Below are 22,136 nucleotides of genomic sequence, written 5' to 3' on the forward strand. Positions count from 1 at the left end.
GATCAGCCTTTGCCGCCGCCCGCGGACTTCCGACCGGCGATCAGGATCCAGGAAATGTGATGGTGGTCCGCCCCCTCCGCCCGGCTCTCGAGGTATTCCTGTTCGAAAAACTTCTGGAACTCCAAAAAGGGGAAGGCGGTTTCCAGCTCGGCCCGGTCGCTGATGTGGACGTACGTCCGATCGATCCGGGAATTGGGATCTCCGGGGACCGCCGCTCCATTCCCGGCATGCTCGGGATCGCGGCTAGAAAGGGGGCCGAGGATCAACAATCCGTCCGGCATAAGAAGCGAATCCACCGCCTGCGGGAATTGCTCTCGCTCCTCCGGCGGCAGAATTTGATAAAGGTTCGAGGCGTAGACCAGGTCGTACGGGGAGTCGGCGAGATCCTGAAAGCGGGCCGTGCGGAACTCCACCGCCGGCCGCCCATGCTCCGGACCCTCGGCACGGGCCATCGCCACCGCGGCCGGGGAGGGATCGACGGCCGTCACGCACAAACCCCACCGGGAGGCGAGGAAAAAGGAATCCCACCCGTATCCGCAGCCGATCTCCAGCAGACGCTTGCCCGCAGTCGCAAACTCCGCCTCGGAAAAGTATTCTCCGGCGGCGAGCGCCGTTTCGCTCGGACCCCGGCCCCAGATCCTGCGGTCGCCGCGGTATGCGCCGTCCCAATCGGAAAGGTTCATCGTCAGGCCTGCCCCCTCCAATGCACCAGCAGGGCCGCGGCCTCGCCGATGGTTTTCACCTGGGCGTCGGGGACGACCTTTCTCCGCAAGGGCTTGTTGGTGGACGAATCCTTTTCCGTGGTCAGCCAGATCGTCCGCATGCCCAGCCCCAGGCCCCCGCGGACATCTTTGCCCAATTGGTCCCCGACCATCACGAGTTCACTGGCCGGGATTTTCCAAGCCGCCAGGATCGGCCAGAACGCCCGGGGATCCGGCTTGCGGATTCCGATCGCGGCGGAGATGACCACCGGATCGAAGAAGGACTTCAATCCGTGACCCTCCAGCATCGTGCGGACGTTTTCTTCGTCGGAGGCGTTGGAGAGCATCGCCAGGCGCAAGCCGGAGGCGCGGATCCGCTCCAGCGCGGGAAGGGTGTCGGGGAACAGCTTCCAGTGCGACTCGTACACTTCGTACATCGCCCGCAGGGCCCGCCGGATCCGGTCGGCCGGCTGGGCGGGATGCCCCTCCGCCTCGAGAACCGCCGCCAGCACCGCGAAGGCCGTGGGTTCCCGGTGGTCGGCGTTGCGCTTGCGGTCGTATTCGTCGAACTTCCGCGCGAACCGGTTGAGGAAGGACGCTTCGCGCAACGGCAGACCTTCGCGGCGCAGGCGCTCCAGCATCGCCCGGTGCGCGCGGCCGCGCACTTCGGCGACATCTCCGTCGAACGTGATCAGTGTCGATCCGTAATCCAAAATTGCCCCGTGAATCATTCGGGGTTCTAATACCCTCTCTGCGGATCCAGCCGGTTGACGAGCGGCTGGCGGGAAAGATAGCGGCGCAGGTTTTCGGCGAACACCAGCGACGCCCGGGCATCGTAGAGCGGGGAATGGCCTGCGATGTGCGGCGTCAGGAACAGGCGCGGCGACTCCCACAGCGGATCCTCGGCCGGGAGCGGCTCGCGGGCGAACACGTCCAGCGCCGCCCCGCGGAGTTTGCCCTCGGCCAAGGCGGAGCGCAGGGCCGCCTCGTCGATGATTCCGCCCCGCGAGATTCCCACCAGGCAGGCCCCTTCGCGCATCGCCGCGATCATCTCCGCGCCGAACCAAGCCTGCGTGGCGGAGGTCAGCGGCGCGCAGACGATCACGAAATCGCATTCCGCCAGCATCCGCTTGGCCGCCTGCGGCGGGTAGATGCGGGCCGGGATTCTCCCCTCCGGATCCCCTACGCCTTCCGGAGAGTAGCCGCCGTCATCGGGGGCCATCACGTCGCGCTTGACCGCAAGAACCCTGGCCCCGAAGGCGTTGCACAGGCGGGCCGTTTCGCGCCCGACGCTGCCATAGCCCACGATCCCGACCGTCGAACCTCGCAGCTCGCGCGGCGCGAACTTTTCCCACTTATCGCGCGGCCATTCGCGGGCGGCCTGGGCCCCGAGAAGATCCGGCAGGCGGTGCCCCAGCGCGAGCAGCATCATCACGATGTACTCGGCGATCTGGGGCGCGGCCGCGCCCGAAAGCGAGGTGAATTCGACTCCCCGATGAAGGATGGGGGAATCGGCGAAGCGGTCCAGGCCGGCCTGATGAAATTGGATCCATTTCAGGTTCGGGGCCTGCTCCGGCGCGGGAACGATCCGCAGGGTGTAGAGCACCTCGGCCCGCGCCAGCAGGGAGGGCGGAACCTCTTCGAGTTTGTTCGCAGGGTGGACGTGCAACTCAAGCCGCGGAGAGATCGCCTGCAGTTGGTCGACGATCTCGGCGGAGAACGGTTCCGTGATCAGGACAAAGACGGGTTCTTCCATAGGCGCCGATTCCTCACAAACCGTCTCTGGTTTTGGGGGATACGGAGTGGGCGGATGCGGCCCGGGAACCAATCGTATCAAGTTCTCCTCAGGCCTGCAATGATGCCCGTCTTTCCCTTCCCCGTCCTCCCCACATCATCGGGGGCGATGATGTGGGGATGACGGGGAGATGTCCATTCTTTTTTTTTGTGAGGGTCAAGTGGTGCGGGGTTAACCCAAGAAGACGGCAAATCCGCTCGCCGCCGTCAGCAACAACGCGGCCGGGATCAGCAAACGTCGGATTACGTCCCCTTCCCTCAAGGAAACCCCCGCCGCGGCGGTTCCGACCCCGACCTTCGCCGGCGAGAGCACGGAACCCACGGCGCCTCCGGCGGTCTGCGCCGCCAGGAGGATCTTTTCCTCCGCGCCGATCGTCCGAGCTACCTGCTGCTGCAGCGGGGCAAACAAAAGGTTGGAATTGGTGTTGCTCCCGGCGAGGAAAGCCCCGGCCGCGCCCAGCCACGGCGCGCAGGCGGGGAACGCGGCGCCGAGGGTAGCGGCCAGCCCGTCCGCCAAGCGCGCGGTCATCCCGGAATACGAAAGCATCGTCGAGATCCCGGTCATCAGCAGGATTCCGGCCGAGGCCGGAAGCGCCCGGCCGAAGGTCGTTCGGAGGATCTTTCCCGCCGCATCCGGAGGATACCAGCGCCGCGCGGAAAACGCGAGGAACACGGCGAGCGAGGCATACAGCAACAGGGTCCCGGGGTGCGCCAGCGGCGCAATCCGGAGCACCTCGCCGGCGGCGGTTTCGTGCCCGAGCGCGGTCGCCGCCGCCGGAAGCGAAAACCGCATTTGCCAGGATTCCAGCGCGTCGCGCAGGGGGCCGATCCATCGCGCGCACAGCACGATCGCCGCCAGCAGGACGTAGCCCGATAATCCCATGAGAAATTTGCTGTCCCGTTTTCCAGGCGCCGGGGCGTCCCTCCCGCGCATCAGCCGCCCGGCGGCAAGCAGGACGAGTATCCCAACCAAACCGCCTCCCAGCGAAGCCATCTGCCAAAAGCCGGACGCCGCCAGGAAATACTGCATTCCGGCCATCGCCGATCCGGCAAGGAGGATAACGGGCGACAGGCGCAGGAATTCACCCTTCGCGGCGACCGACGCGCCAATCAGGAAGCCCGTCAGCAAACACAATATTCCGAGAACTGCGGCCGACGGCGCCGCCAGCGCTTCACATCCCAACCCGCTGGCCGACATCAGCGCCTGGAAGGATGCCCCGAGCGATCCGAAGGTTACCGCCCAGCCATGCCCGAGGAAAGGAAGCACCACCGCATGGATCGGGGAGAAGCCGGACGCGACCATCAGCGGAGCCGTGACCACCACCGGAACGCCGAACCCTCCCGCGCCTTGCAGAAAGGAGGCAAAGGCCCAAGCCAGGAGCAGTCCGCGCAGGCTTTTCCGGGGAACGGCGTCCGCCAAGCCGTCCCCGACGGCCCGGATGATCCCGGCCTCCGAACAGACCGAATAGAACAACAGCGCCCCCCAGACGATGGGCAGGACGTCCAGCGCCAACAACAGCGCTTTGGCTTGTGAGACGGCGAGGGTCGCGGATCCTGCTTCAAAAGCCGCCGCCGCAAGCGCAAGGGTCAAGCACCAAACGGCGAGGCCGGTTCGGATCAGGTTCCAGCGCAATCCCGCGATCAGCAGGAGGATGGCCAGAAGCGGAGACGCGGACAAGAGGATCCGCCAAGTATCCATGGTTGCGGCAGGGAAGGGCCGTTCTCCTATCGGCTGGGTGTTAAGGAAAGGTTAAAACGGGCGCGGCGTAGGGCATTCGTAGGTTTTCCGTCGGACATCGAGCATGCATTTTTTCGACGGATGTGTTAATCTACATAACAGAAGGGCAATTCTCTCTTCTTCTCCTCCTTTTCGAGAGCCGGGGTCGGCGTCCCCGGCTCTTGTGATTCTACTCGGAGGAGGCGGCCGGCCGCCGCGCATTCGAACCCCGGCGGAAGATCCCCTTCATCAACTCGGCGGCAAGCGACGAGGCCAAGGCGAAGGGGAACAAAACCAGCCAATCCTGCAGGTCGAGCGCGACGGTGTTGAAAATCGGGTCGAAAAAGGGGATGTAGATCACCGCCAAGAGGAGCAGCAGAGAGCTCACGACCGCGGCCTGCATCCACCGGTTGGTGAACAACCCGATCTGGAACACGGACATGCGCTCGGAGCGAACGGTGTACGCCCGCAGCAGTTCGGAGAGGACCAGCGTGGCGAACGCCACCGTTTGGGCGCCTGCCAGGTTCCCAGGATACCGTTGCAGCCCGTACAGGAACGCGCTTAACACCGCCGCCGTCATCACCAAAGCCTGAACCGCGATGCCCGCCGTCATCTCGCGGTTGATGATCGGCTCCTTCGGCGGCCGAGGCGGTCGCCGCATCACGTCCGGTTCGCCTTTCTCCATCCCCAGCGCCAGCGCGGGCGCGCCGTCGGTCACCAGGTTCAGCCACAGCAGTTGGATCGGCCGGAGGGGCAAAGGAAGCCCGCCGACCATGGAAAACAGGACGATCAGGATCTCCCCGATGTTGCAGGAGATCAGATAGTAGACGAATTTCCGGATGTTGGAATAAATGATCCGGCCTTCCTCGATCGCCGAAACGATGCTGACGTAGTTGTCGTCGGTCAGCACCATGTCGGCGGTCTCCTTCGAGACGTCGGTGCCGGTGATCCCCATTGCGATCCCGATATCCGAGCGTTTCAGGGCCGGGGCGTCGTTCACCCCGTCGCCGGTCATCGCCACCACATGGCCGCGGGATTTCAAGGCCTCGACGATCTTGACCTTGTGCTGGGGCGAAACCCTGGCATACACGCCGACCCGCTCGGCCCGATCCGAGATTTCGGCGTCGCTCAGCGCATCCAGCTCCGAGCCCGGCAGCACCTCCTGCCCCTTTCCGAGGAGGTTGATCTGCTCGCCGATCGCCCGCGCCGTGTCGGGGTAGTCGCCGGTCACCATCACCGTCCGCAATCCGGCTGCGCGGGCGGTGCGGATCGCAGCCGCGACTTCCGGCCGCGGCGGATCGATCATCCCCAGCATGCCGACGAACACCATCTCCCGTTCCAGCCCCTCCGCATCCTCGGTATCGGGTTTTTCGGATAACGACCGGCAGGCCACGCTGAGGACCCTCAGGGCGCGCCGCGCCATGCCGTGGTTGGCGTCCAGCACCGCCTGCTTCCGCTCGGGCGTCAGCGGCACATCGCTTCCGTCTTCCCGGATCCGGGTACACAGATCCAGGACGACGTCCGGCGCCCCCTTCATGAAAGCAATCCAGCCGGAACCGTCCTTTCCCCGGACGGGATGAATCGTCGTCATGCGCTTGCGCGCCGAGTCGAACGGGACCTCGCCCGCCCGGGGGGCTTCCCGTTCGAGCGCTTCGCGTTGCAGACCCGCCTTCGCCGCCGCAACCAGCAGGGCCCCCTCGGTCGGATCGCCGATCATGCGCCAGGTTTTCTCGCCTTCGGATTCGCCGCTTTCCTCGAGCCGCGCGTCGTTGCACAGCGCTGCCCCCCGCAGGAGCAGGAACGCATCCGGATCGCGGGCCGGCTCGAACGCCGATTCTCCCCGGCGGTAGCAGCCCTCGGTCAGGCAGGCCGTGCCCTCGACGGTGAACTCGGCCCGGCTCACCCAGCCGTGGGTGACGGCCATCTCGTTTTGGGTGAGGGTTCCGGTCTTGTCGGAGCAGATCACCGTCGCGCTGCCCAGCGTTTCCACCGCCGCCAGCTTGCGGATCAGCGCGTGCCGGCCGACCATCCGCTGCATCCCGAGCGCCAGGCAGATCGTCACCACCGCCGGCAGTCCTTCCGGCACGGCCGCGATCGCCAGGCTGACCGCGGTCATGAACAATTCGACGATCTCGGATCGGTGGGCGGCCAGGTAGGCCCCGACGCCCTGGGCGAGGATCACTCCCGGGGAGGTGTCGCGGAGGATGCCGTACAGGAAGATCCCCCCGCAGATCGCCAGCGCCGCCACGCCCAGCGTGCGCGCCAGGTCGTCCAACCTCCGCTGCAGCGGGGTCGGCTCCTCCTCGTAGGTTTGCAGCATCTGGGCGATCATGCCGATTTGGGTGTGCATCCCCGTCGCCACGACCAATCCGCGCCCGCGCCCGTAGGTGATCATCGAACTCATGAAGGCCGAGTTGGTCCGGTCGCCGATGGGAATGTCTTTGTCCAGCACCACCCCCGAATCCTTGTGGACCGGCTGGGATTCTCCGGTCAGCGCGGATTCGTCGATCTTCAGGTTGACGCTTTCCACCAAGCGCAGGTCGGCGGGAACGTAGTTGCCCGCCTCGAGCAGGACAATGTCGCCGGGAACCAGCTCGCGCGAGGGGATCAGCATCTGCGCGCCGTCCCGGACAATCATTGCGTTCGGGGCCGCCATCTTGCGCAATGCGGCCAGGGCTTTCTCCGCCCGCGATTCCTGAACCACGCCCAAAACGGCGTTGAGGACGACGATCGCCAGGATCGCCGCTGCGTCCACGTACTCTCCCAGGAGCATGGACACCCCGGCGGCCACGATCAGCAGCATGATCAGGAAGTTGTTGAATTGCGCCAGGAGCAGATGCAGGAAGCCGGGCCGGGGCCGTTCCTTAAGCTCGTTCGGGCCGACCTTCTCCAACCGTTCCCGGGCCTGATCGGCGCCGAGGCCTTTGTGAATGTGGGTGTCGAGTTGGTTGACAAGGTCCTCGACGCTGTTGGAGTGGATTTCCTGAGCTTTGGGGGGAGTTATCTCGGTCAAGGATCGTTAAGCCGCCTTTCTGGAAAGTTCGTCAAAACGGATTCCCGTCGGTCGGAAGCCCGCCGTTTTCGGGCGCATATTCTACTCTACGCAGGGATTGTATCATCGGATGCGCCCTTCGATCCGGCCGGCGGATCGGAACAGGGAGATTGCGGTAACGGTTGACGCATCCGCCCGGTTTGGGTGGAGGAATCCGCGGCGGCGGATAGGGGATGAGTTTTTTTCGAAAGGCAACCGTTCGGGGGAAGTAAGCCGGCCGGTTTCTGCCAAATGGAATGCGGGTTTCGTATTCGAAGCAGAAAAGAACGCCGGCATGGAATACTTCCCTCGGCGGCCTTCGCATCCCTGCGGCGAAAATGCGCTCCATCCTTCCGGCGTCGTTCTTGCTATAATCCCGCTCATGGCCCCGACCGCCGCCCCCACCCGATCCATCCGCCGCTCCGCCCTGGTGGTCATGATCGGCCTGGCTCTTTCACAGGCCGTCGGGCTGATTCGAAGCATCGTCGTCGCGCACGCCTTCGGCACCGGCGCGGATTACGATTCGTTCGTCGCGGCCAACCGGCTGCCGGAGTTCCTCTTCAACCTGATGGCCGGCGGCGCGCTGGCGTCGGCCTTCATCCCCACCTACACCGCGTTCCTAATCGAGGACAAGCGCCGGCAAGCCGACCTTCTGGCCTCGGCCGTCGGCAGTTGGGTGTTCGTCCTGCTGGCGGCGGTTTCCGGGCTGTGCGCCGTCTTCGCCGATCCGCTGGTCCGGTTCGTGATTGCGCCGGGATACACGGATCCGCCGCAGATTCACACGACCATCAGCCTGCTGCGGATCCTGCTGGTATGCCCGGCGGTCTTCGGGATCAGCGGGCTGGCGATGGGCATTCTCAACGCCCACCACCGCTTTTTCCTTTCGGCGCTGGCGCCGATGTTTTATTCGCTGGGCTGGATCGCCGGAACGCTGTGGCTCGCACCGGCGCTGGGAATCTTCGGCCTGGCGTGGGGGGTGGTCGGGGGCGCGGTGATGCATCTCGCCGTGCAGCTGCCCGCGCTCGTCTCCCTGCGGCCGGCGTACCGGTTCCTTCTCGAGACCGCCGACTCCGCATTGCGCAACGTTGCGCGGTTGATGGTTCCGCGGGCGGTCGGCCAATCCGCCATCCAATTGAATCTGCTGGTGAACACGATCCTCGCCTCCTCCCTGCCGGAGGGCAGTCAGTCCGCGATCGCGCTGGCCTTCGCCCTGATGCTGATGCCGGAGATTGCCGTGGCGCAGGCCGCCGGGACGGCGGCCTTCCCGACCCTCTCGGCCCAGGCCGGCCGCGGGGAAATCGATCTGCTGCGCCGGACCGTCGCCTCGGTCCTGCGGGGGATCTTTTTCCTCGCCCTGCCGGCCGCGGCCGGATTGATCCTGCTCGGGCGGCCGATCGTCCGGATGATTTTCGAGCGCGGCGCCTTCGACTCCCGCTCCACCGACATGGTGGCCTGGGCCCTGGCATTCTTTGCCATCGGCCTGGTGGCGCATTCGCTGCTGGAAGTCCTCAACCGCACGTTCTTCGCCATGCAGGATACGGCCACTCCCGTCGCGGTCAGCATCGGCGGAATGGCGCTGAACGTCGCGCTGAGTCTTCTGCTGATCTCCCTGTTTCCGCGCCTGGGCTGGATGCCGCACGGCGGATTGGCGCTGGCGAATTCGCTGGCGACAATCGCCGAAATGTCGGCCCTGATCCTCCTGTTGCGCCGGCGGATCCGGCGGTTGATGGACCGCACGGCGTGGCTGAGCCTCGCACGCACCGCGCTCGCCTCGGCGGTCATGGCCGCGGCGCTCTGGATATGGATCGGCGCCGCCGGACACTTGTCGGTTTGGATTCAGGGCTTGGGAGGGCTTCTGGCCGGGACGGGCATATTCGGGGCGGCCAGCCTTCTCATCGGTTCGCCGGAAGCGCGGGGCGCATTGCGCTCCCTGCAATCGAAGTTCCTACACCGCTAAGACGCCAAACGCCCACAATCCTCATTCCCCCTTTCTCCGTCGGCGTTCCTTCAACGATCCCCTCGCCCGGGCAGGCGATCGATCCTGCAGTTAATTCGCCTTTCGCCTTTGTGCCGCAAATGATGAAAAAGGGCCGTGGAATCCGGCGGAGCGGTTCACCAACCCGCATCGGCCATCATCAACACGGCGACGGTGACCCCGACAACCGTGCCGACGATCACTTCGCCCGGCGTGTGTCCGAGCAATTCCTTCAGGTTTTCCTCCTTTAAGGGGTGGCCGTGGGCCAGATCGTCGATGATGGCGTTGATCACCCGCGCGTGCTCCCCCGCCTGGCGCCGGACTCCCGCCGCGTCGTACAGCACGATCATGCAGATCGCCACGCTGAGGGCGAAGACCGGCGAGTCGAATCCCAACAGCGCCCCGATGGAGGTCGTCGCCGCGACGATCACGGCCGAATGGGTGGACGGCATGCCGCCCGCGCTGAAAAACCAGTGCCACCCCCATTCCCGCGTGCGCAGATATTGGATGAACGGCTTGCTGGATTGCGCGATCAACCACGCGACCAACACGCAATGCAACACCCGGTTCTGCAGTATCTCCATGGTTCGCCGAATGCTCCCGTCAATCTGGCTGAGTGGATTCCGCGGCGGCCTTTCCCAATTCCCGGATCCGCAATTCCGCCTTCTCAAGCAGATCCGAGCAGGTTTTCGCCAGGGCTTGGCCCCGTTCGTACAGCGTCAGGGCGTCTTCCAGGGGCAGGTCGCCGGCTTCGAGTTTGGCGACGATCTCCTGCAGTTCGGAAAATGATTTCTCATAGCTCGGTCCCCGGTCCGGGGATTTTTTCGATTTGGGGGGCATTTCCAAGCTCCTTTGCGGCGCCGGCGGCGGCCTTCCGCTCAGCGGGCGGCCGCGGAATTTTCCGCGCCCTCCGAACGGGCGCGGAAGTCCCCGTCCTTCACCTGCACGCGAAGCATCGTCCCCGCCGGGGCGTGGACGACGGACCGCACCAGGCGGCCGTCGTCGGCCCGCCGCACCAAGGCATATCCGCGGTCGAGCACGCCCGCCGGCCCCATCCCTTCCAGCACCCGCGCCAAACCCTGCAAAGCCGTGCGCCGGAGCGAGACCCGGTTGCGGATCGACGCTTCCGCCCGGCGCGTCAGTTCGTCGATCTGCTGGCGGATGTTTTGCAGGCGGTGGACCGGGGAGGCGCCGCGCATTCGGATCTCCGTCGAATACAGGAGTTCGCACTTCGCGCGCAGGGCGGATTCCACCGCCAGCGCAAGGCGCCGCCGGCTGCGGCGGATTTCCTGGACGAGGTCCGCCCGATCCGGGGAAACAAGCTCCGCCGCCGCGGAAGGAGTCGGCGCGCGCAAATCGGCCGCGAAATCCGCCAGGGTGAAATCCGTCTCATGCCCCACTCCGGTAACGACGGGGGTTTGCATGGCGGCGACCGTCCGGACCAGCTCCTCGTCGTTGAACGCCCACAAATCCTCGATGCTTCCGCCGCCGCGGACCAGCAAGACCACGTCCGCTTTGGCACGATCGGCCGCGCGCAGGGCTGAGCATAACCGCGGCGGGGCCTCCTCCCCCTGCACCACCGCGGGCGCGAACAGCACTTCGGCGAGGGGGAACCTGCGCGCCAGAACGGTCTGCACGTCGCGCCAGGCGGCGCCGATCGGCGAGGTGACGACCGCGATTCGGGCCGGCCAGCGCGGAATCGGCCGCTTGCGCTGCGGATCGAACAAGCCTTCGGATTCCAATTTCGCCTTCAAGCGCAGGAATTCGGCGAACAATTCGCCCTGCCCGGCGAGCCGAAGGGTGTCGACATACAATTGATATTGGCCGCCGGCCTCGTAAAGGCTGATGCGCCCATGGGCTTCGACGGCCTCGCCTTCGCGCGGAGGCGGGATCCGCGCCGCCGCGTCGCGCCACATCACACAGCGCAGGGAGGCGGCGGAATCCTTTAGGGTGAAATACAAATGCCCTGAGGCCGGCCGCGATACGCCGGAAACCTCTCCGCCGACCCAAACGTCCTGCAGGAGGGGTTCGCGTTCCAGAGTGGAACGCGCCAACCGGTTGATTTGCGTGACCGTCAGACAGTCCGATCGGAAAAGGGAAAGTTGCTGCATACATCCGCCGTCTTGCTTTGCGATTGTACCAATTTTCCGGGCCGCGGCTTCCGCCGGATCGGCGGGGGATAAAAAAAAACCCCGCGGGAAGCGGGGTTTTTCCGGGGTCGGGCGGTCAGGCCATCGCCATCACCGATTCCGGAATTTCGGCCGGAATGGCGCTGCGGGCAACGGCCAGCTCAAGGATCCGCGCGATCGCCTGGCCGTAGTCGTATCCGGCCGCGCGCGCGGAGCGGGCGAATCCGCCCTCCATGGTGATGTCGGGATTCGAGTTGACGTCCACCACGTAGGGGATTCCGTCGCGGACGCGCAGATCCACACGGCCGTAATCCCGCAATCTCAACGAGCGGTAGGTGCGCCGGCAGACGTTTTCGATCCGGCGCCGCAGTTCGTCCTCCAGCGGGGCCGGGCAGCGCACCGAGGTGAGCAGGTAGGCTTCGGATGCCGGATCCCACTTGGCGTCGTAGGAGCACAGCCGGTCGTGGTAATCAGGAAAGACGGAATAATCGATGCACGCCAGGGGAAGAACATCCAGCCGGTCGTTCCCCCACAGCGAGACGTTGTATTCCGGTCCGTCGATGAAATCCTCCACCAAAGCCTTGCAATGGTACGTATCCAGCACGTACTCCACCCGCTTGCGGAGTTCGTCGGAAGAATCCACGACGGATTCGCGGGTGATGCCGAAGGAACAATGTTCGGTGGCGGGTTTGACCAGCGCCGGGAACCGGACCCAGCCGTTCCGCGCCGGGCGCGAATACACGGCGGCCTGCGGCGTCGGAATTCGATGGCGGCGGAGGATTTCCTTAGTGGTCACTTTGTCTTCGGTGATGTTCAGGCACCAAGCATCCGATCCGGTGTAGATGAATCCGAGCCGCTCAAGAATCGGCGGGATCGCATCGTAGGCGTTTGGTTCGCCGTCCAAGCCTTCACACCAATTGAAGATGATGCACTCTCTGGGGTTAAACCCTTGAAGGGCGCCTTCGATGTCGCGCCGAACGGGGATCGAAGTGACTTCCATGCCAAGCGACGTCAACCCGTACTTCATCCGGGTCACCGCTTGCTCGGCGGCTTCGATGTCCGCCGAAGTCCAATCGCTCATTACATTGTGAAGGATCAAGACCGAGTACGGATTGTAGATTTCTTTTGTCGATCGTCTCATGTCTCTCCTGTTTTTCCGCCGAAACGGATGAACGATCTCCTTTATGATTTTTATTCTACATGACAAAACCGGGAAGTCAATGGGTTGAATCTTAAAGTTGCCTTTGGGCGCTTTTAACATTTCGCGCGGTTCGCGATGCGGTTTTGCTCCTTCCGCGGCGATGGAATAATTTTTTTTCTCGACTCCGCAGTGAAGTTCCGGATTTGCTCCGCGAAGGAAATATTTTTTCGGACCGGACGAAAAGAATTGGAGGAATCCACACGTATGAAAATATTTCTCCGCCCGAAGTCGTTCCTTTTAAAAAATCCGTATCTCCTCAGCCTCAGCAATATTGAAATGAAATCCTGCTCTTTTCCATCCTCACCCCTATCCCCTGGCCCCTTCCCCCTCTCCTGACATAAGTCAGTAGAGGGGGAAGGGGTTGAGGGGGTTGGAGGTGAGGAAAGGGCAAGGACGGGGGGCTGAGGAGATACAAAAAACCCTTGGCGTCTTTGCGCCTTGGTGGTGGAACAAACCACCAAGGCGCAAAGACGCCAAGGGAATCAATCGAATGCGGGTTAAGGCCGGAGAAAAATGGGGCGAAGTGAAAAAACCACGGCTAGAAATGTTTAACGTACACGACCAAATCCTCTCCCGGTTGGTAATAATCACGGATCCGCGCCGAAAGCTGGCAGCCCATTGCCTTGTAGAATTTCGCCGCCGGACGGTACTTGGCGGCTCCGCTGGTCCAAACCATCAGCAAGCGGCCGCCGCGTGCGCGGATGTCCGCTTCCATCGCCGCGATTAAATTGCGCCCCACGCCTCCCCCCCGCGCCTCGGGATCGGAGCAGATCCAATACAAATCGTACGCCCCCTGCGCGAACGACGCCGGACCGTAGCAGGCGTACCCCACCACACGACCCTCTCTCCGCGCAGAGAGCCATTCATAGCCCGAGTCGTCCGATTGCAGGTGCGCGTCGAACAATTCAAAGACCGACTCCCGCTCCTCTTCGGTGAACACCCCGGCCCGCCGGGTGATCTCGCCGATCGCATCGCGGTCCTCCGGACGGCTGGCCGCCACGCTGAGACCCGGCAAGGGGATCATCCGAGTCGGCCCGGTTCCCCTTCGGCGGGAAGCAGTCCGTACCGTTTGGCGCCGGCGGCGAGAACCGATTGAATCAACCGGGGATACTCCCATCCTTCCGCCTGCGCGCAAAGGGTTAGGTCGCTGATCGGCGTCAGGCCGGGCAAGGCGTTGATCTCGATGATGTACGGCCGGAGGTTCTCCCCTTCGTGCAGGCGGAAATCCACCCGCGCGAAATCCAGGCACCGGGTCACCCGGAAGGTCTCCAAGGTCAGCCGGCGGACTTCATCGGCGACGTCTTCCGGGATCGGCGCCGGGCAGAAATACGGATATTCTTCAAGCGACAGCGCCTTCACCGCATAAGAATAATACGGATCCATGTCCGGGATCCGGGCATGATCCACTTCGGAGATGGGAAAGATATGGATGTCCCCCCAATCCAGTCCGCCGCTCGGGGTCTTCGGCCGATCCGTCAAATCGGGGATCGGCCGGCCGGATTCCAAAGCGCTCAGGTTCCCCACCAGCCCGCAGGTGATATCGCGGCCGGGGATGTACTCCTCGACCAGCGCAGTCTGGCCATATTCCTTTAATATGTAGTCCACCTTGGCGCGAAGCTGAGATTCGGAGCCCACCAGGGATTGGCTGTCGATGCCGATCCCGGTTCCCTCGCGATTCGGTTTGACAAACAGCGGAAAACGCAGGGGATCCTCCAAGGGAAGCTCGGCATCCGTGAATTCCTGGAAACGCGGCGTCGGGAGGCCGAAGGCTTGGAGAATCCGCTTGGTCGCGGCTTTATCGAGCGTATTGGCCAGGCAGGTGACCTTGCCGCCGGTGTAGGGAATTCCAATCATTTCTAGCATCGCCGGGACCTGGGCCTCGCGCGCGTCCCCGCGGTACCCCTCGCAGGTATTGAAGCAGATATCGACTTTTAGGCGCTTAAGCCGGCGGAAGAGGTCCGGATTGCCGTCGATCCCGATCACATGGTGTCCGGCCGCGCGCAACGCAGCGGCATAAGCGGCAATGTTGGCCTCGCTGTCAAGTTCGGCAAACGCATCCGCCGGGTGGGCGCCGTTGGCCGGGGCATGCTTCTTTAAATTATGCAGGACCGCGACGCGCAATCCGCTTTTTCTGCCGGTTTTTCCGCGGTTGGGGTCTTCTACAGGCCGGGGAGGAACGTTGTCGTCCCCCTTGGGCGCGGTTTTCATATCTTTGGATGAAATATCGGTCAACGGCAATCCTTATGCCTTTGGATGGGGAGGCCTTGCGGACCCTTGCGGACTCTCGGGGTCCTGCGCCGCACCGGCTTCCGCGCCGCCGCCGGGTCCCGGCGGCGCTCCGATCCCGCGCGGATTCCATTTGCCCGAGTCCCGGTTCAAACGGTGCTCCATTCCCCCGCGGGTATGGGTTATCCCCCAATCCCGAGGTTCGATCGCCAGATCGTCCCCGTCGAGCAGGCCGGTGACGCCCTTCTGCCCCTCTTCGGTCCGCTTGCTTCGGCAATCCGGACACGCGGCGGGGTCGTGCGGCGTGTACCCGAGGGGCTCTTCGTAGATGGAGATGTAGCCTTCGAAATTCCTCAGCGCCACGCGGCGGTCCGACATGCTTAGCAGGTAGTTCGGTCCGAGAGGGATCTTCCCGCCTCCGCCCGGAGCATCGACAACGTAGGTGGGCACGGCGAAGCCGGAGGTATGCCCGCGCAGGCCTTCGATGATCTCAATTCCCTTTGAGACCGGGGTGCGGAAATGGCCGGCTCCCTCCACCAGATCGCATTGGTAGAGATAGTAAGGCCGGACGCGGATCCGCAGGAGGTCCTGGACCAGGCGCCGCTGGACATGGACGCAATCGTTCACGCCGGCCAGCAGAACCGACTGGTTGCCGAGCGGAACGCCGGCGCGGGTCAGCTTGTCGGCCGCCGCCGCCAGCTCCGGGGTGATTTCGTTGGGGTGGTTGACGTGGATGTTCATCCACAGCGGGTGGTAGCGCGAAAGCATCGCGCACAGTTCGTCGTCGACGCGCATCGGCAGGAACACCGGAACGCGCGAGCCGATGCGGATGATCTCGACGTGGGAAATTTCCCGCAGGCTGGCGATCAGGTTTTCCAGGACCTTCGGCGCGAGCGTCAGCGGATCCCCGCCCGAAAGCAGCACGTCGCGGACCTGCGGCGTGCGCCGGATGTAATCCAACTGTTCTTCGTATTCGGCCGAGGAGAACTGCTCGGACGGATCCCCGACGATCCGCGAGCGGGTGCAGTAGCGGCAGTAGGACGCGCATTGGGTCGTGACCAGCATCAGCACCCGGTCCGGATAGCGATGGACCAATCCCGGGACGGGCGAGTGCTTATCCTCGGCGAGCGAATCCTCCATCATCGCCGTAAACGGCACCAGCTCCTCGGCGGTGGGGATCACCTGGCGCCGGATCGGATCGCGGGGATCGTCGGGGCGGATGAGGGAGACGAAATACGGGGTGACCTCCACGCGGAACAAGCCGGCCGCCGAAAGCGCCTTGCGTTCGCTCTCGGTGAGCGCAAACACGCGCTCCAGCTCGTCGGCCTTGTTCAGCCGGTGGCCGAGCTGCCAGCGCCAGTCGTTCCACTGCGCGTCCGGGATCTCCCGGAAGGCGGGGGCGCGGCGGGGATTTTCTCCCCCGGAAGTCATGCCCCCCTCCCGGCGGAACGTTCGCACGGTATGCGGTTCATTTTGCCGAAACGTTGGCCTTCGGATTGATCTGCAGGATTTTTTGCGCGATCGCGGCGCGCGCCTTTGAATCTTTGGCTTCGGCCAAGCGCCGGCGGAGGAACTGCATTTTCAATCTGCGTTGGCGTCGGCGCGAGATTTCACGATCCCGTTCGGTCTTCGGCATGCAAACCTCCCAAGCGTTTCCATCGGATGAATCCAGTATATCTCCTTTCGCGGCCCGCGGCCAGAGCGGTTGCGCACGCGCGCATGTGCAAACGCGCCGCGCGGGGAATGGCGGACTGGTATAATCCGCCGCGGAGATTTTTTCCCTCCCCGCGAGGTTCGCCGGGGCGGGATTCGGACGGGAACATGGATCTGAAGCAGCTCACGGAGGAGATGCATCGGTTCGTCCGGTCGAAAGGCTGGTACGAGGAGAATTCCCCCCGCCCGCAAACCCCGCGCAACCTCGCGGCGTCCCTCGTGCTCGAAGCGGCTGAAGTGCTGGAGCACTTCCAGTGGGAGGAGCAGGCCGATCCGGCGGTGAAGGAAGAACTCGCCGATACGGCGCTGTACCTCCTGCAGCTGGCCTCCGTCCTCGGCATCGATCTGGAACAGGCGATCCTCGAAAAGCTGAAGGCGAATTACGAACGGCGTTGGCCCGGTCCGGGCGCTGCAGGAAGCGGATCCTGATGGCCTCCCCGGACCGGCGGATCCTCTTGGCGGTAAGCGACGACGTCTCCCCGCGTTTGAACACCTGCCAAGCCCCCGAACGCACCGGCAAGGTCGATCTGATCGTCAGCTGCGGCGACCTGCCCTTCGACTACCTGGAATTCCTGATGAGCGTTTTCAACGTCCCGATGTACTACGTCCTGGGCAACCACGACGGCGAGGGATTTTTCCGCGAATCCGGGAAGGTCGACTTCCTGCCCGACGCCGGTGAGAGCATCGACGGCGCTACCCTGGAGGCAAAGGGGGTTTTGATCGCCGGATTGGGCGGCAGCCTCCGCTTCGGCGCCACGACCAAGAACCAGTCCACCGAGGCCGAAATGTGGCGGCGGGTGCTGAAGCTGACACCCAAGCTGCTGACCAACCAAGTGCGCTACGGCCGCCGGCTCGACATTCTCGTCACCCATTCGCCGGCCCGCGGGATTCACGAAGGCGAAGACCCCGCCCACAAAGGATTCGCAGCGTTCCGCTGGCTGCTCGAATGGGCCAAGCCGCGCTGGATGCTGCACGGCCATTCGCAGTTCGCCCGCCCGCCGCACGATCTCCAGACCCGCGTCGGATCCACCGACGTCTTCTACATCCCGCCTTTCCGACTCCTGGATTGGGATGGGGAAGCGGGGAAATAGTATGGCGGATTCCAAAGCGGCCGGCCCCGCAGTGAAAAAACCGGTCGTCGCCGTGTTCGGCGCCGCCCTTCTGCCGGAGGATGGGCCGACGTACGCGGCCGCCCGCGAGCTCGGCGCGCAGATCGCTGGGCGCGGATGGACCGCCGCCAGCGGCGGATACGGCGGGACGATGGCCGCCGTCAGCCGCGGCGCGGCCGAAGCCGGCGGCCGCACGGTGGGAGTTACCAGCGAAACCATGACCCGCGCCGGCCGCCGCACCAATCCCTGGATTAAAGAAGAGATCCGATGTCCCACGGCGCGGGAAAGGCTGCTGACCCTGTGCCGCCTGGGCGACGCCGCGGTCGCGCTGGATGGCGGGATCGGGACTCTGTCGGAGATCGCCTTCTGCGCCACCCAGATCCAGACCGGCGAGCTTTCCCCCCGCCCGATTCTGCTGCTCGGCCCCTTGTGGAAAGCGACGTTTCCCTTTTTCTTCCGTTCCGCCGCCGCATACCTGACCGAAAACGACAAGGCGCTGTTCCGATTTCCGGACTCGCCGGCAGAGGCGGTCCGGATCCTGCAAAACGTTTTTTTACAGTCAAAGCCGGCCTGAAGCCCGCACCCAACCGGCCGCTTTCTCGGCTTGATCGGGGAAATCCACCCGCTTTCCCCGACCTGCCCGGCCCTTCCCCTTTCCTCCCGCCCCCCTATCGCCCCAGGATGAAAACCGAATCCTCCGCTCTGCAAGACTCGGCGAATGGGAGCCGGACGGGGTCTGGTTGGCTATCTCCGCCGAACCGGGTATGATTGCCCGGAATCCTTTCCCCGACGGAGGCAATTTTCTTCATGGCTGAGGACCGACTTCCCTCGCGCGCCGAGGACTTTTCCGAATGGTACAACCAGCTGGTGTTGCGGGCCGAACTGGCCGACTACGCGCCGGTGCGCGGCTGCATGGTCGTGCGTCCATACGGCTGGGCGCTGTGGGAAAACATCACCCGCGAGCTCGACCGGCGCTTCAAGGCCACCGGCCACGTTAACGCCGGCTTCCCGATGTTCATCCCCAAATCCTTCCTCGAAAAGGAAAAGGAACACGTCGAGGGATTCTCGCCCGAACTCGCAGTGGTGACGATCGGCGGCGGCGAAAAACTCGAGGAACCGCTGGCGATCCGCCCCACTTCCGAGACGATCATCGGCCACATGTACGCCAAGTGGGTCAAGTCGTACCGCGACCTGCCGATCCTGATCAACCTTTGGAACAGCGTCGTGCGCTGGGAGAAGCGCACCAAACTGTTCCTGCGCACCACCGAGTTCTACTGGCAGGAAGGGCACACCGCCCACGCCACGGCCGAGGAAGCCGAGGCGGAGACCCGCCAAATGCTCGACATCTACGCCGACTTCGCGGAAAACGAAGCCGCCGTCCCGGTGATCCGCGGCCGGAAAAGCGAAAGCGAAAAATTCGCCGGCGCGTCCGCCACCTACGCCGTCGAAGCCATGATGGGCGACGGCAAGGCCCTGCAGTCCGCCACCTCGCACAACCTCGGGCAGAACTTCGCCAAGGCCTTCAACATCCAATACCTGGACCCCCAGAACGCGCTGCAATACGCCTGGACCACGTCTTGGGGGCTATCCACCCGCTTCGTCGGCGCGATCATCATGGTCCACGGGGACGATACGGGGCTGATCCTTCCCCCGCGCCTGGCGCCGATCCAAGCGGTGATCACGCCGATCTGGAAGAAGGAAGAGGAGAAAGCGGCGGTTTGCGAGCAGGCCCGCCGCCTGGAAGCGGAGTTGAAGGCGGGTCTGCGGGTGACCGTCGACCTGCGCGAAGGGCTGACTCCCGGCTTCAAGTTCAACGATTGGGAGATGCGCGGCGTGCCGGTGCGGATCGAGCTCGGCCCCCGCGACCTGGCGGGGCAGTCGGTGATGCTGGCCCGGCGCGACAAGCCCGGCCGGGAAGGGAAGACAGCGGCCCCCTGGGCCGGACTGGCCGAGTCGGTCGAAACCTTATTGGGCGACATCCAACAATCGCTCTTCCAGCGGGCGAAGCAATTCCGCGACAGCCGGATTCAGGATCCCCCCGATTATGCTTCGTTCCGCGAGGCCGTGGAGAACGGGTTCGCTTCCTCCTGGTGGTGCGGCGCGGCGGCGTGCGAGGAGAAGGTGAAGAAAGACACTAAAGCCACCATCCGCTGCATCCCCTTCGACCAGCCGGGCGGCAGCGGCAACTGCATCGTCTGCGGGAAATCCTCCGCCCACAAGGCCGTGTTCGGCAAAGCGTACTAAGGCATGGCGCCGGTCGATCTTCACAGCCTGCGCCGGGAGACCCTGGCGTTAAGCGGCTTGCTCGGCGATCCCGCCGCGTTTGCACAGCGGTTGCGCACGCTGCTGGAAGGGCATGCTCACCGCCTGCTTCGGCGCGGTCCGTCGCTCTCCAAACGCGGCGCGCTTCCCGCATGGGACGTCCCCGGCCTGCTGGTCCGTGAAGTGGAAGCCGCTTTGCTGCCTGCGGCGCAGGAGAATCCCCCGGCGGCCCTGGCCGCCGCGGCGGCCCTCTGGCCTTCCGGAAGACTGGAGGAAAAGCAATTGGCGGCCTTCCTGGCCGGCTTCTCGCAGGATTCAGGCGAGATTCGAACCCTGCTCCGCGGATGGCTGGAGGGAGTCGACGACCCGGTTTTGTTGGATACCCTCGCCGCCCGCGCCTGCCCTCCCCTGTGGCGCTCGAACGCCGTTCTCTTTCGGTCCGACGTCCGCGGGTGGATCGAGCATCCCGTTCCCGCCCGCCGGAGGTTCGGCTGGACGGCGCTCCGCAAATGGGCGGAGGAAAAGACCTCCGAATCGGCGTTCGCCGCTTTTGACTTGCTGGCCGCCGCTTTCTCCGAATCGGATCCGGAAGCCCAGGACCGGGCTTCCGGCTTGTTTCTGAAGCTGGCGGAATTCTATCCGCAGGAGACGCAGGGATGGATTTCGGAATTGTCCACACGATCGTTGGAGCGGGGCCGGACCTTCCTGCGCAGGCTGCTTCCCCGCCTGCCCGCGGAAACCGCGGAACTGATCCGGAGGATTCGGACGGCGGAATGAACCTCCGCGAAGCCTGCCCCTTGGTAAACGAACAGCGGCCATGACCGTTCGAGGGAAGGCGCATAACAAAATCCTGGGAGACCAAGGCGAACGAGCGGCCGCAGAAAGCCTGCGGCGCGCCGGGTACGAAATTATCGGACGCAACCTGCGCACGCCGTACGGCGAGGTGGACTTGGTCGCCCGGCACATGGGATTTACCGTCTTCGTCGAAGTGAAAACCCGCCGCAGCCGCGCCCACGGCCTTCCGGAGGAGGCGGTCACCGCCCGTAAACGGACCCGCCTGATCCGCTCGGCGCAGCATTACCTTCAGGAGCGCGGCCTTTTGGATACGCCCTGGCGGATCGACGTGGTGGCGGTGGAATTCGGCCGGGCGGGAGATTCGCAGCGGATCGAGGTGTTTGAGAATGCCGTCCGCGGTTGATCGCGACGGCCGCCCGTGGGCGGCGTTCATCGTCGGCCCGACGGGCTCCGGCAAAAGCGCGTTGGCCCTGGCCCTGGCGCGGAGGTTGCCGGCCGAAATCGTATCGGCCGACAGCCGCCTGCTGTACCGGGGGTTTGACATCGGGACCGACAAGCCTTCCGCGGTGGTCCGCGCCGAAATCCCGCACCATCTGATCGACGTCGCCGAGCCGGATCAGCCGTGGTCGCTGGCCGAGTATCAAGCCGCCGCGCTGGATTGCATCCGCCGGATCGCCGGCCGGGGCGCGCTTCCGTTGTGCGTCGGGGGCACGGGCCAATACGTGCGCGCCCTGCTCGAGGCTTGGGAGATTCCCCCCGCATCGCCGGCGCCCAGGCTGCGCCGGACCCTGGAGCAACGCTCGCTGCGGGAACCCGCCGCCTTGTACGCGGAATTGGAGCAGGCCGATCCGGAAGCCGCCGCGCGCATCGATCCGCGCAACGTGCGGCGGGTTGTCCGCGCATTGGAAGTCGTGCTCTCGACCGGCAGGCCGTTCTCCGCCCAGCGCCGCCGCGGCGCGGCCGAATTTCAATCCGTGCTGATCGGCCTCGCACTCCCGCGGCCCGAGTTGTACGCCCGGGTGGATGCGCGAATCGCCTCTATGATCGCCGCGGGTTGGATCGAGGAAGTGCGCATCCTTCTGGCCGGGGGGTACTCGCCCGCCCTGCCGGCCTTTTCGGCGCTCGGGTACGGCGCGATCGCCCGCCACCTGCAGGGCGAACTCACCCGGGAAGAATGCGTCGTCGAAATCCGCCGCGCAACCCGCCGCTTGGTCCGCCATCAGGCAAACTGGTTCCGCCCCGGCGATCCGAACATCCATTGGTTGCCCTCCGGCCCGGATGCGGCGGGCCGGGCGGAAGCCGTCCTGCGAGCGTCCATCCCCGGTTTGGAATCCGCCTGATCCGACACGCGCGTGTTTTAAAGGAATCCTTTTCCTCCATTCATTGCCGAGCGGCGGATTTGCGCAATCATCGCTTTCCTCCTTTCACACACGGATGTTGGCGCAACCTTCTTCGACGGGATCGGCGCAAATGAGGCCGGAGA

Annotated in this window: 21 protein-coding genes; 8 read left to right on the forward strand and 13 right to left on the reverse strand. The window is 64.7% G+C overall.

Annotated features, from left to right (window positions below; genetic code table 11):
• Positions 1 to 2 precede the first annotated feature (2 nt).
• From JW929_01765 to JW929_01785, 5 genes are all read right to left on the reverse strand, one after another.
• The gene (locus JW929_01765) at positions 3 to 683 is read right to left on the reverse strand and encodes a class I SAM-dependent methyltransferase (protein ID MBN1438110.1); all 681 of its coding nucleotides are present in this window, start codon (positions 681 to 683) and stop codon (positions 3 to 5) included.
• A 2-nt stretch (positions 684 to 685) separates the two neighbouring features.
• Positions 686 to 1,432, reverse strand: a complete 747-nt coding sequence (locus JW929_01770) for an HAD family hydrolase (GenBank protein ID MBN1438111.1) — start codon at positions 1,430 to 1,432, stop codon at positions 686 to 688.
• 8 nt (positions 1,433 to 1,440) lie between these two features.
• Positions 1,441 to 2,457, reverse strand: coding sequence for a D-2-hydroxyacid dehydrogenase (locus tag JW929_01775; protein MBN1438112.1), 1,017 nt, complete (start codon positions 2,455 to 2,457; stop codon positions 1,441 to 1,443).
• 210 nt (positions 2,458 to 2,667) lie between these two features.
• Positions 2,668 to 4,173, reverse strand: a complete 1,506-nt coding sequence (locus tag JW929_01780; protein ID MBN1438113.1) for an L-lactate permease — start codon at positions 4,171 to 4,173, stop codon at positions 2,668 to 2,670.
• Positions 4,174 to 4,402: 229 nt separating this feature from the next.
• Positions 4,403 to 7,225 carry a cation-translocating P-type ATPase gene (locus tag JW929_01785; protein ID MBN1438114.1) on the reverse strand — a complete coding sequence of 941 codons (2,823 nt, stop codon included), beginning with the start codon at positions 7,223 to 7,225 and terminating at the stop codon, positions 4,403 to 4,405.
• A 400-nt stretch (positions 7,226 to 7,625) separates the two neighbouring features.
• On the opposite strand from JW929_01785, the gene murJ reads away from it, so the two are divergent.
• Positions 7,626 to 9,200, forward strand: a complete 1,575-nt coding sequence (murJ, locus tag JW929_01790; GenBank protein ID MBN1438115.1) for a murein biosynthesis integral membrane protein MurJ — start codon at positions 7,626 to 7,628, stop codon at positions 9,198 to 9,200.
• 155 nt (positions 9,201 to 9,355) lie between these two features.
• Here murJ and JW929_01795 read toward each other — a convergent pair whose 3' ends face one another.
• From JW929_01795 to JW929_01830, 8 genes are all read right to left on the reverse strand, one after another.
• The gene (locus tag JW929_01795) at positions 9,356 to 9,802 is read right to left on the reverse strand and encodes a divergent PAP2 family protein (protein ID MBN1438116.1); all 447 of its coding nucleotides are present in this window, start codon (positions 9,800 to 9,802) and stop codon (positions 9,356 to 9,358) included.
• A 19-nt stretch (positions 9,803 to 9,821) separates the two neighbouring features.
• Positions 9,822 to 10,058: an exodeoxyribonuclease VII small subunit gene (gene xseB, locus JW929_01800; protein ID MBN1438117.1), complete on the reverse strand. Its 237-nt coding sequence runs from the start codon at positions 10,056 to 10,058 to the stop codon at positions 9,822 to 9,824.
• Between the two features lie 38 nt (positions 10,059 to 10,096).
• Complete coding sequence (gene xseA / locus JW929_01805) at positions 10,097 to 11,329, reverse strand: exodeoxyribonuclease VII large subunit (protein ID MBN1438118.1); 1,233 nt, start codon at positions 11,327 to 11,329, stop codon at positions 10,097 to 10,099.
• 115 nt (positions 11,330 to 11,444) lie between these two features.
• Entirely contained in the window at positions 11,445 to 12,488 is a 1,044-nt protein-coding gene (locus JW929_01810; GenBank protein ID MBN1438119.1) for an ATP-grasp domain-containing protein, read from the reverse strand.
• Between the two features lie 598 nt (positions 12,489 to 13,086).
• The gene (locus JW929_01815) at positions 13,087 to 13,563 is read right to left on the reverse strand and encodes a GNAT family N-acetyltransferase (protein ID MBN1438120.1); all 477 of its coding nucleotides are present in this window, start codon (positions 13,561 to 13,563) and stop codon (positions 13,087 to 13,089) included.
• Positions 13,564 to 13,568: 5 nt separating this feature from the next.
• On the reverse strand, positions 13,569 to 14,780 hold the full coding sequence (locus JW929_01820) for a hypothetical protein (GenBank protein ID MBN1438121.1): 1,212 nt from the start codon (positions 14,778 to 14,780) through the stop codon (positions 13,569 to 13,571).
• 9 nt (positions 14,781 to 14,789) lie between these two features.
• Positions 14,790 to 16,205 (reverse strand): lysine 2,3-aminomutase, encoded by a 1,416-nt coding sequence (gene ablA, locus JW929_01825; protein ID MBN1438122.1) that lies wholly within the window; start codon positions 16,203 to 16,205, stop codon positions 14,790 to 14,792.
• 37 nt (positions 16,206 to 16,242) lie between these two features.
• On the reverse strand, positions 16,243 to 16,410 hold the full coding sequence (locus tag JW929_01830) for a hypothetical protein (protein ID MBN1438123.1): 168 nt from the start codon (positions 16,408 to 16,410) through the stop codon (positions 16,243 to 16,245).
• Between the two features lie 185 nt (positions 16,411 to 16,595).
• On the opposite strand from JW929_01830, the gene JW929_01835 reads away from it, so the two are divergent.
• From JW929_01835 to miaA, 7 genes are all read left to right on the forward strand, one after another.
• Positions 16,596 to 16,916, forward strand: coding sequence for a nucleotide pyrophosphohydrolase (locus JW929_01835; protein MBN1438124.1), 321 nt, complete (start codon positions 16,596 to 16,598; stop codon positions 16,914 to 16,916).
• Positions 16,916 to 17,578, forward strand: coding sequence for a metallophosphoesterase (locus tag JW929_01840; GenBank protein ID MBN1438125.1), 663 nt, complete (start codon positions 16,916 to 16,918; stop codon positions 17,576 to 17,578). Before JW929_01835 ends, JW929_01840 begins: the two co-directional genes overlap by 1 nt.
• Position 17,579: 1 nt before the next feature.
• Positions 17,580 to 18,170 (forward strand): LOG family protein, encoded by a 591-nt coding sequence (locus JW929_01845; GenBank protein MBN1438126.1) that lies wholly within the window; start codon positions 17,580 to 17,582, stop codon positions 18,168 to 18,170.
• Positions 18,171 to 18,403: 233 nt separating this feature from the next.
• Entirely contained in the window at positions 18,404 to 19,840 is a 1,437-nt protein-coding gene (locus JW929_01850; protein ID MBN1438127.1) for a proline--tRNA ligase, read from the forward strand.
• A gap of 3 nt (positions 19,841 to 19,843) precedes the next feature.
• Positions 19,844 to 20,635, forward strand: a complete 792-nt coding sequence (locus tag JW929_01855; GenBank protein MBN1438128.1) for a DNA alkylation repair protein — start codon at positions 19,844 to 19,846, stop codon at positions 20,633 to 20,635.
• A gap of 40 nt (positions 20,636 to 20,675) precedes the next feature.
• On the forward strand, positions 20,676 to 21,056 hold the full coding sequence (locus tag JW929_01860) for a YraN family protein (protein MBN1438129.1): 381 nt from the start codon (positions 20,676 to 20,678) through the stop codon (positions 21,054 to 21,056).
• Entirely contained in the window at positions 21,040 to 21,993 is a 954-nt protein-coding gene (miaA, locus tag JW929_01865; GenBank protein MBN1438130.1) for a tRNA (adenosine(37)-N6)-dimethylallyltransferase MiaA, read from the forward strand. Before JW929_01860 ends, miaA begins: the two co-directional genes overlap by 17 nt.
• Positions 21,994 to 22,136 lie beyond the last annotated feature (143 nt).

Source organism: Anaerolineales bacterium (genome assembly GCA_016928575.1).
In the GTDB taxonomy this organism is placed as follows: domain Bacteria; phylum Chloroflexota; class Anaerolineae; order Anaerolineales; family RBG-16-64-43; genus JAFGKK01.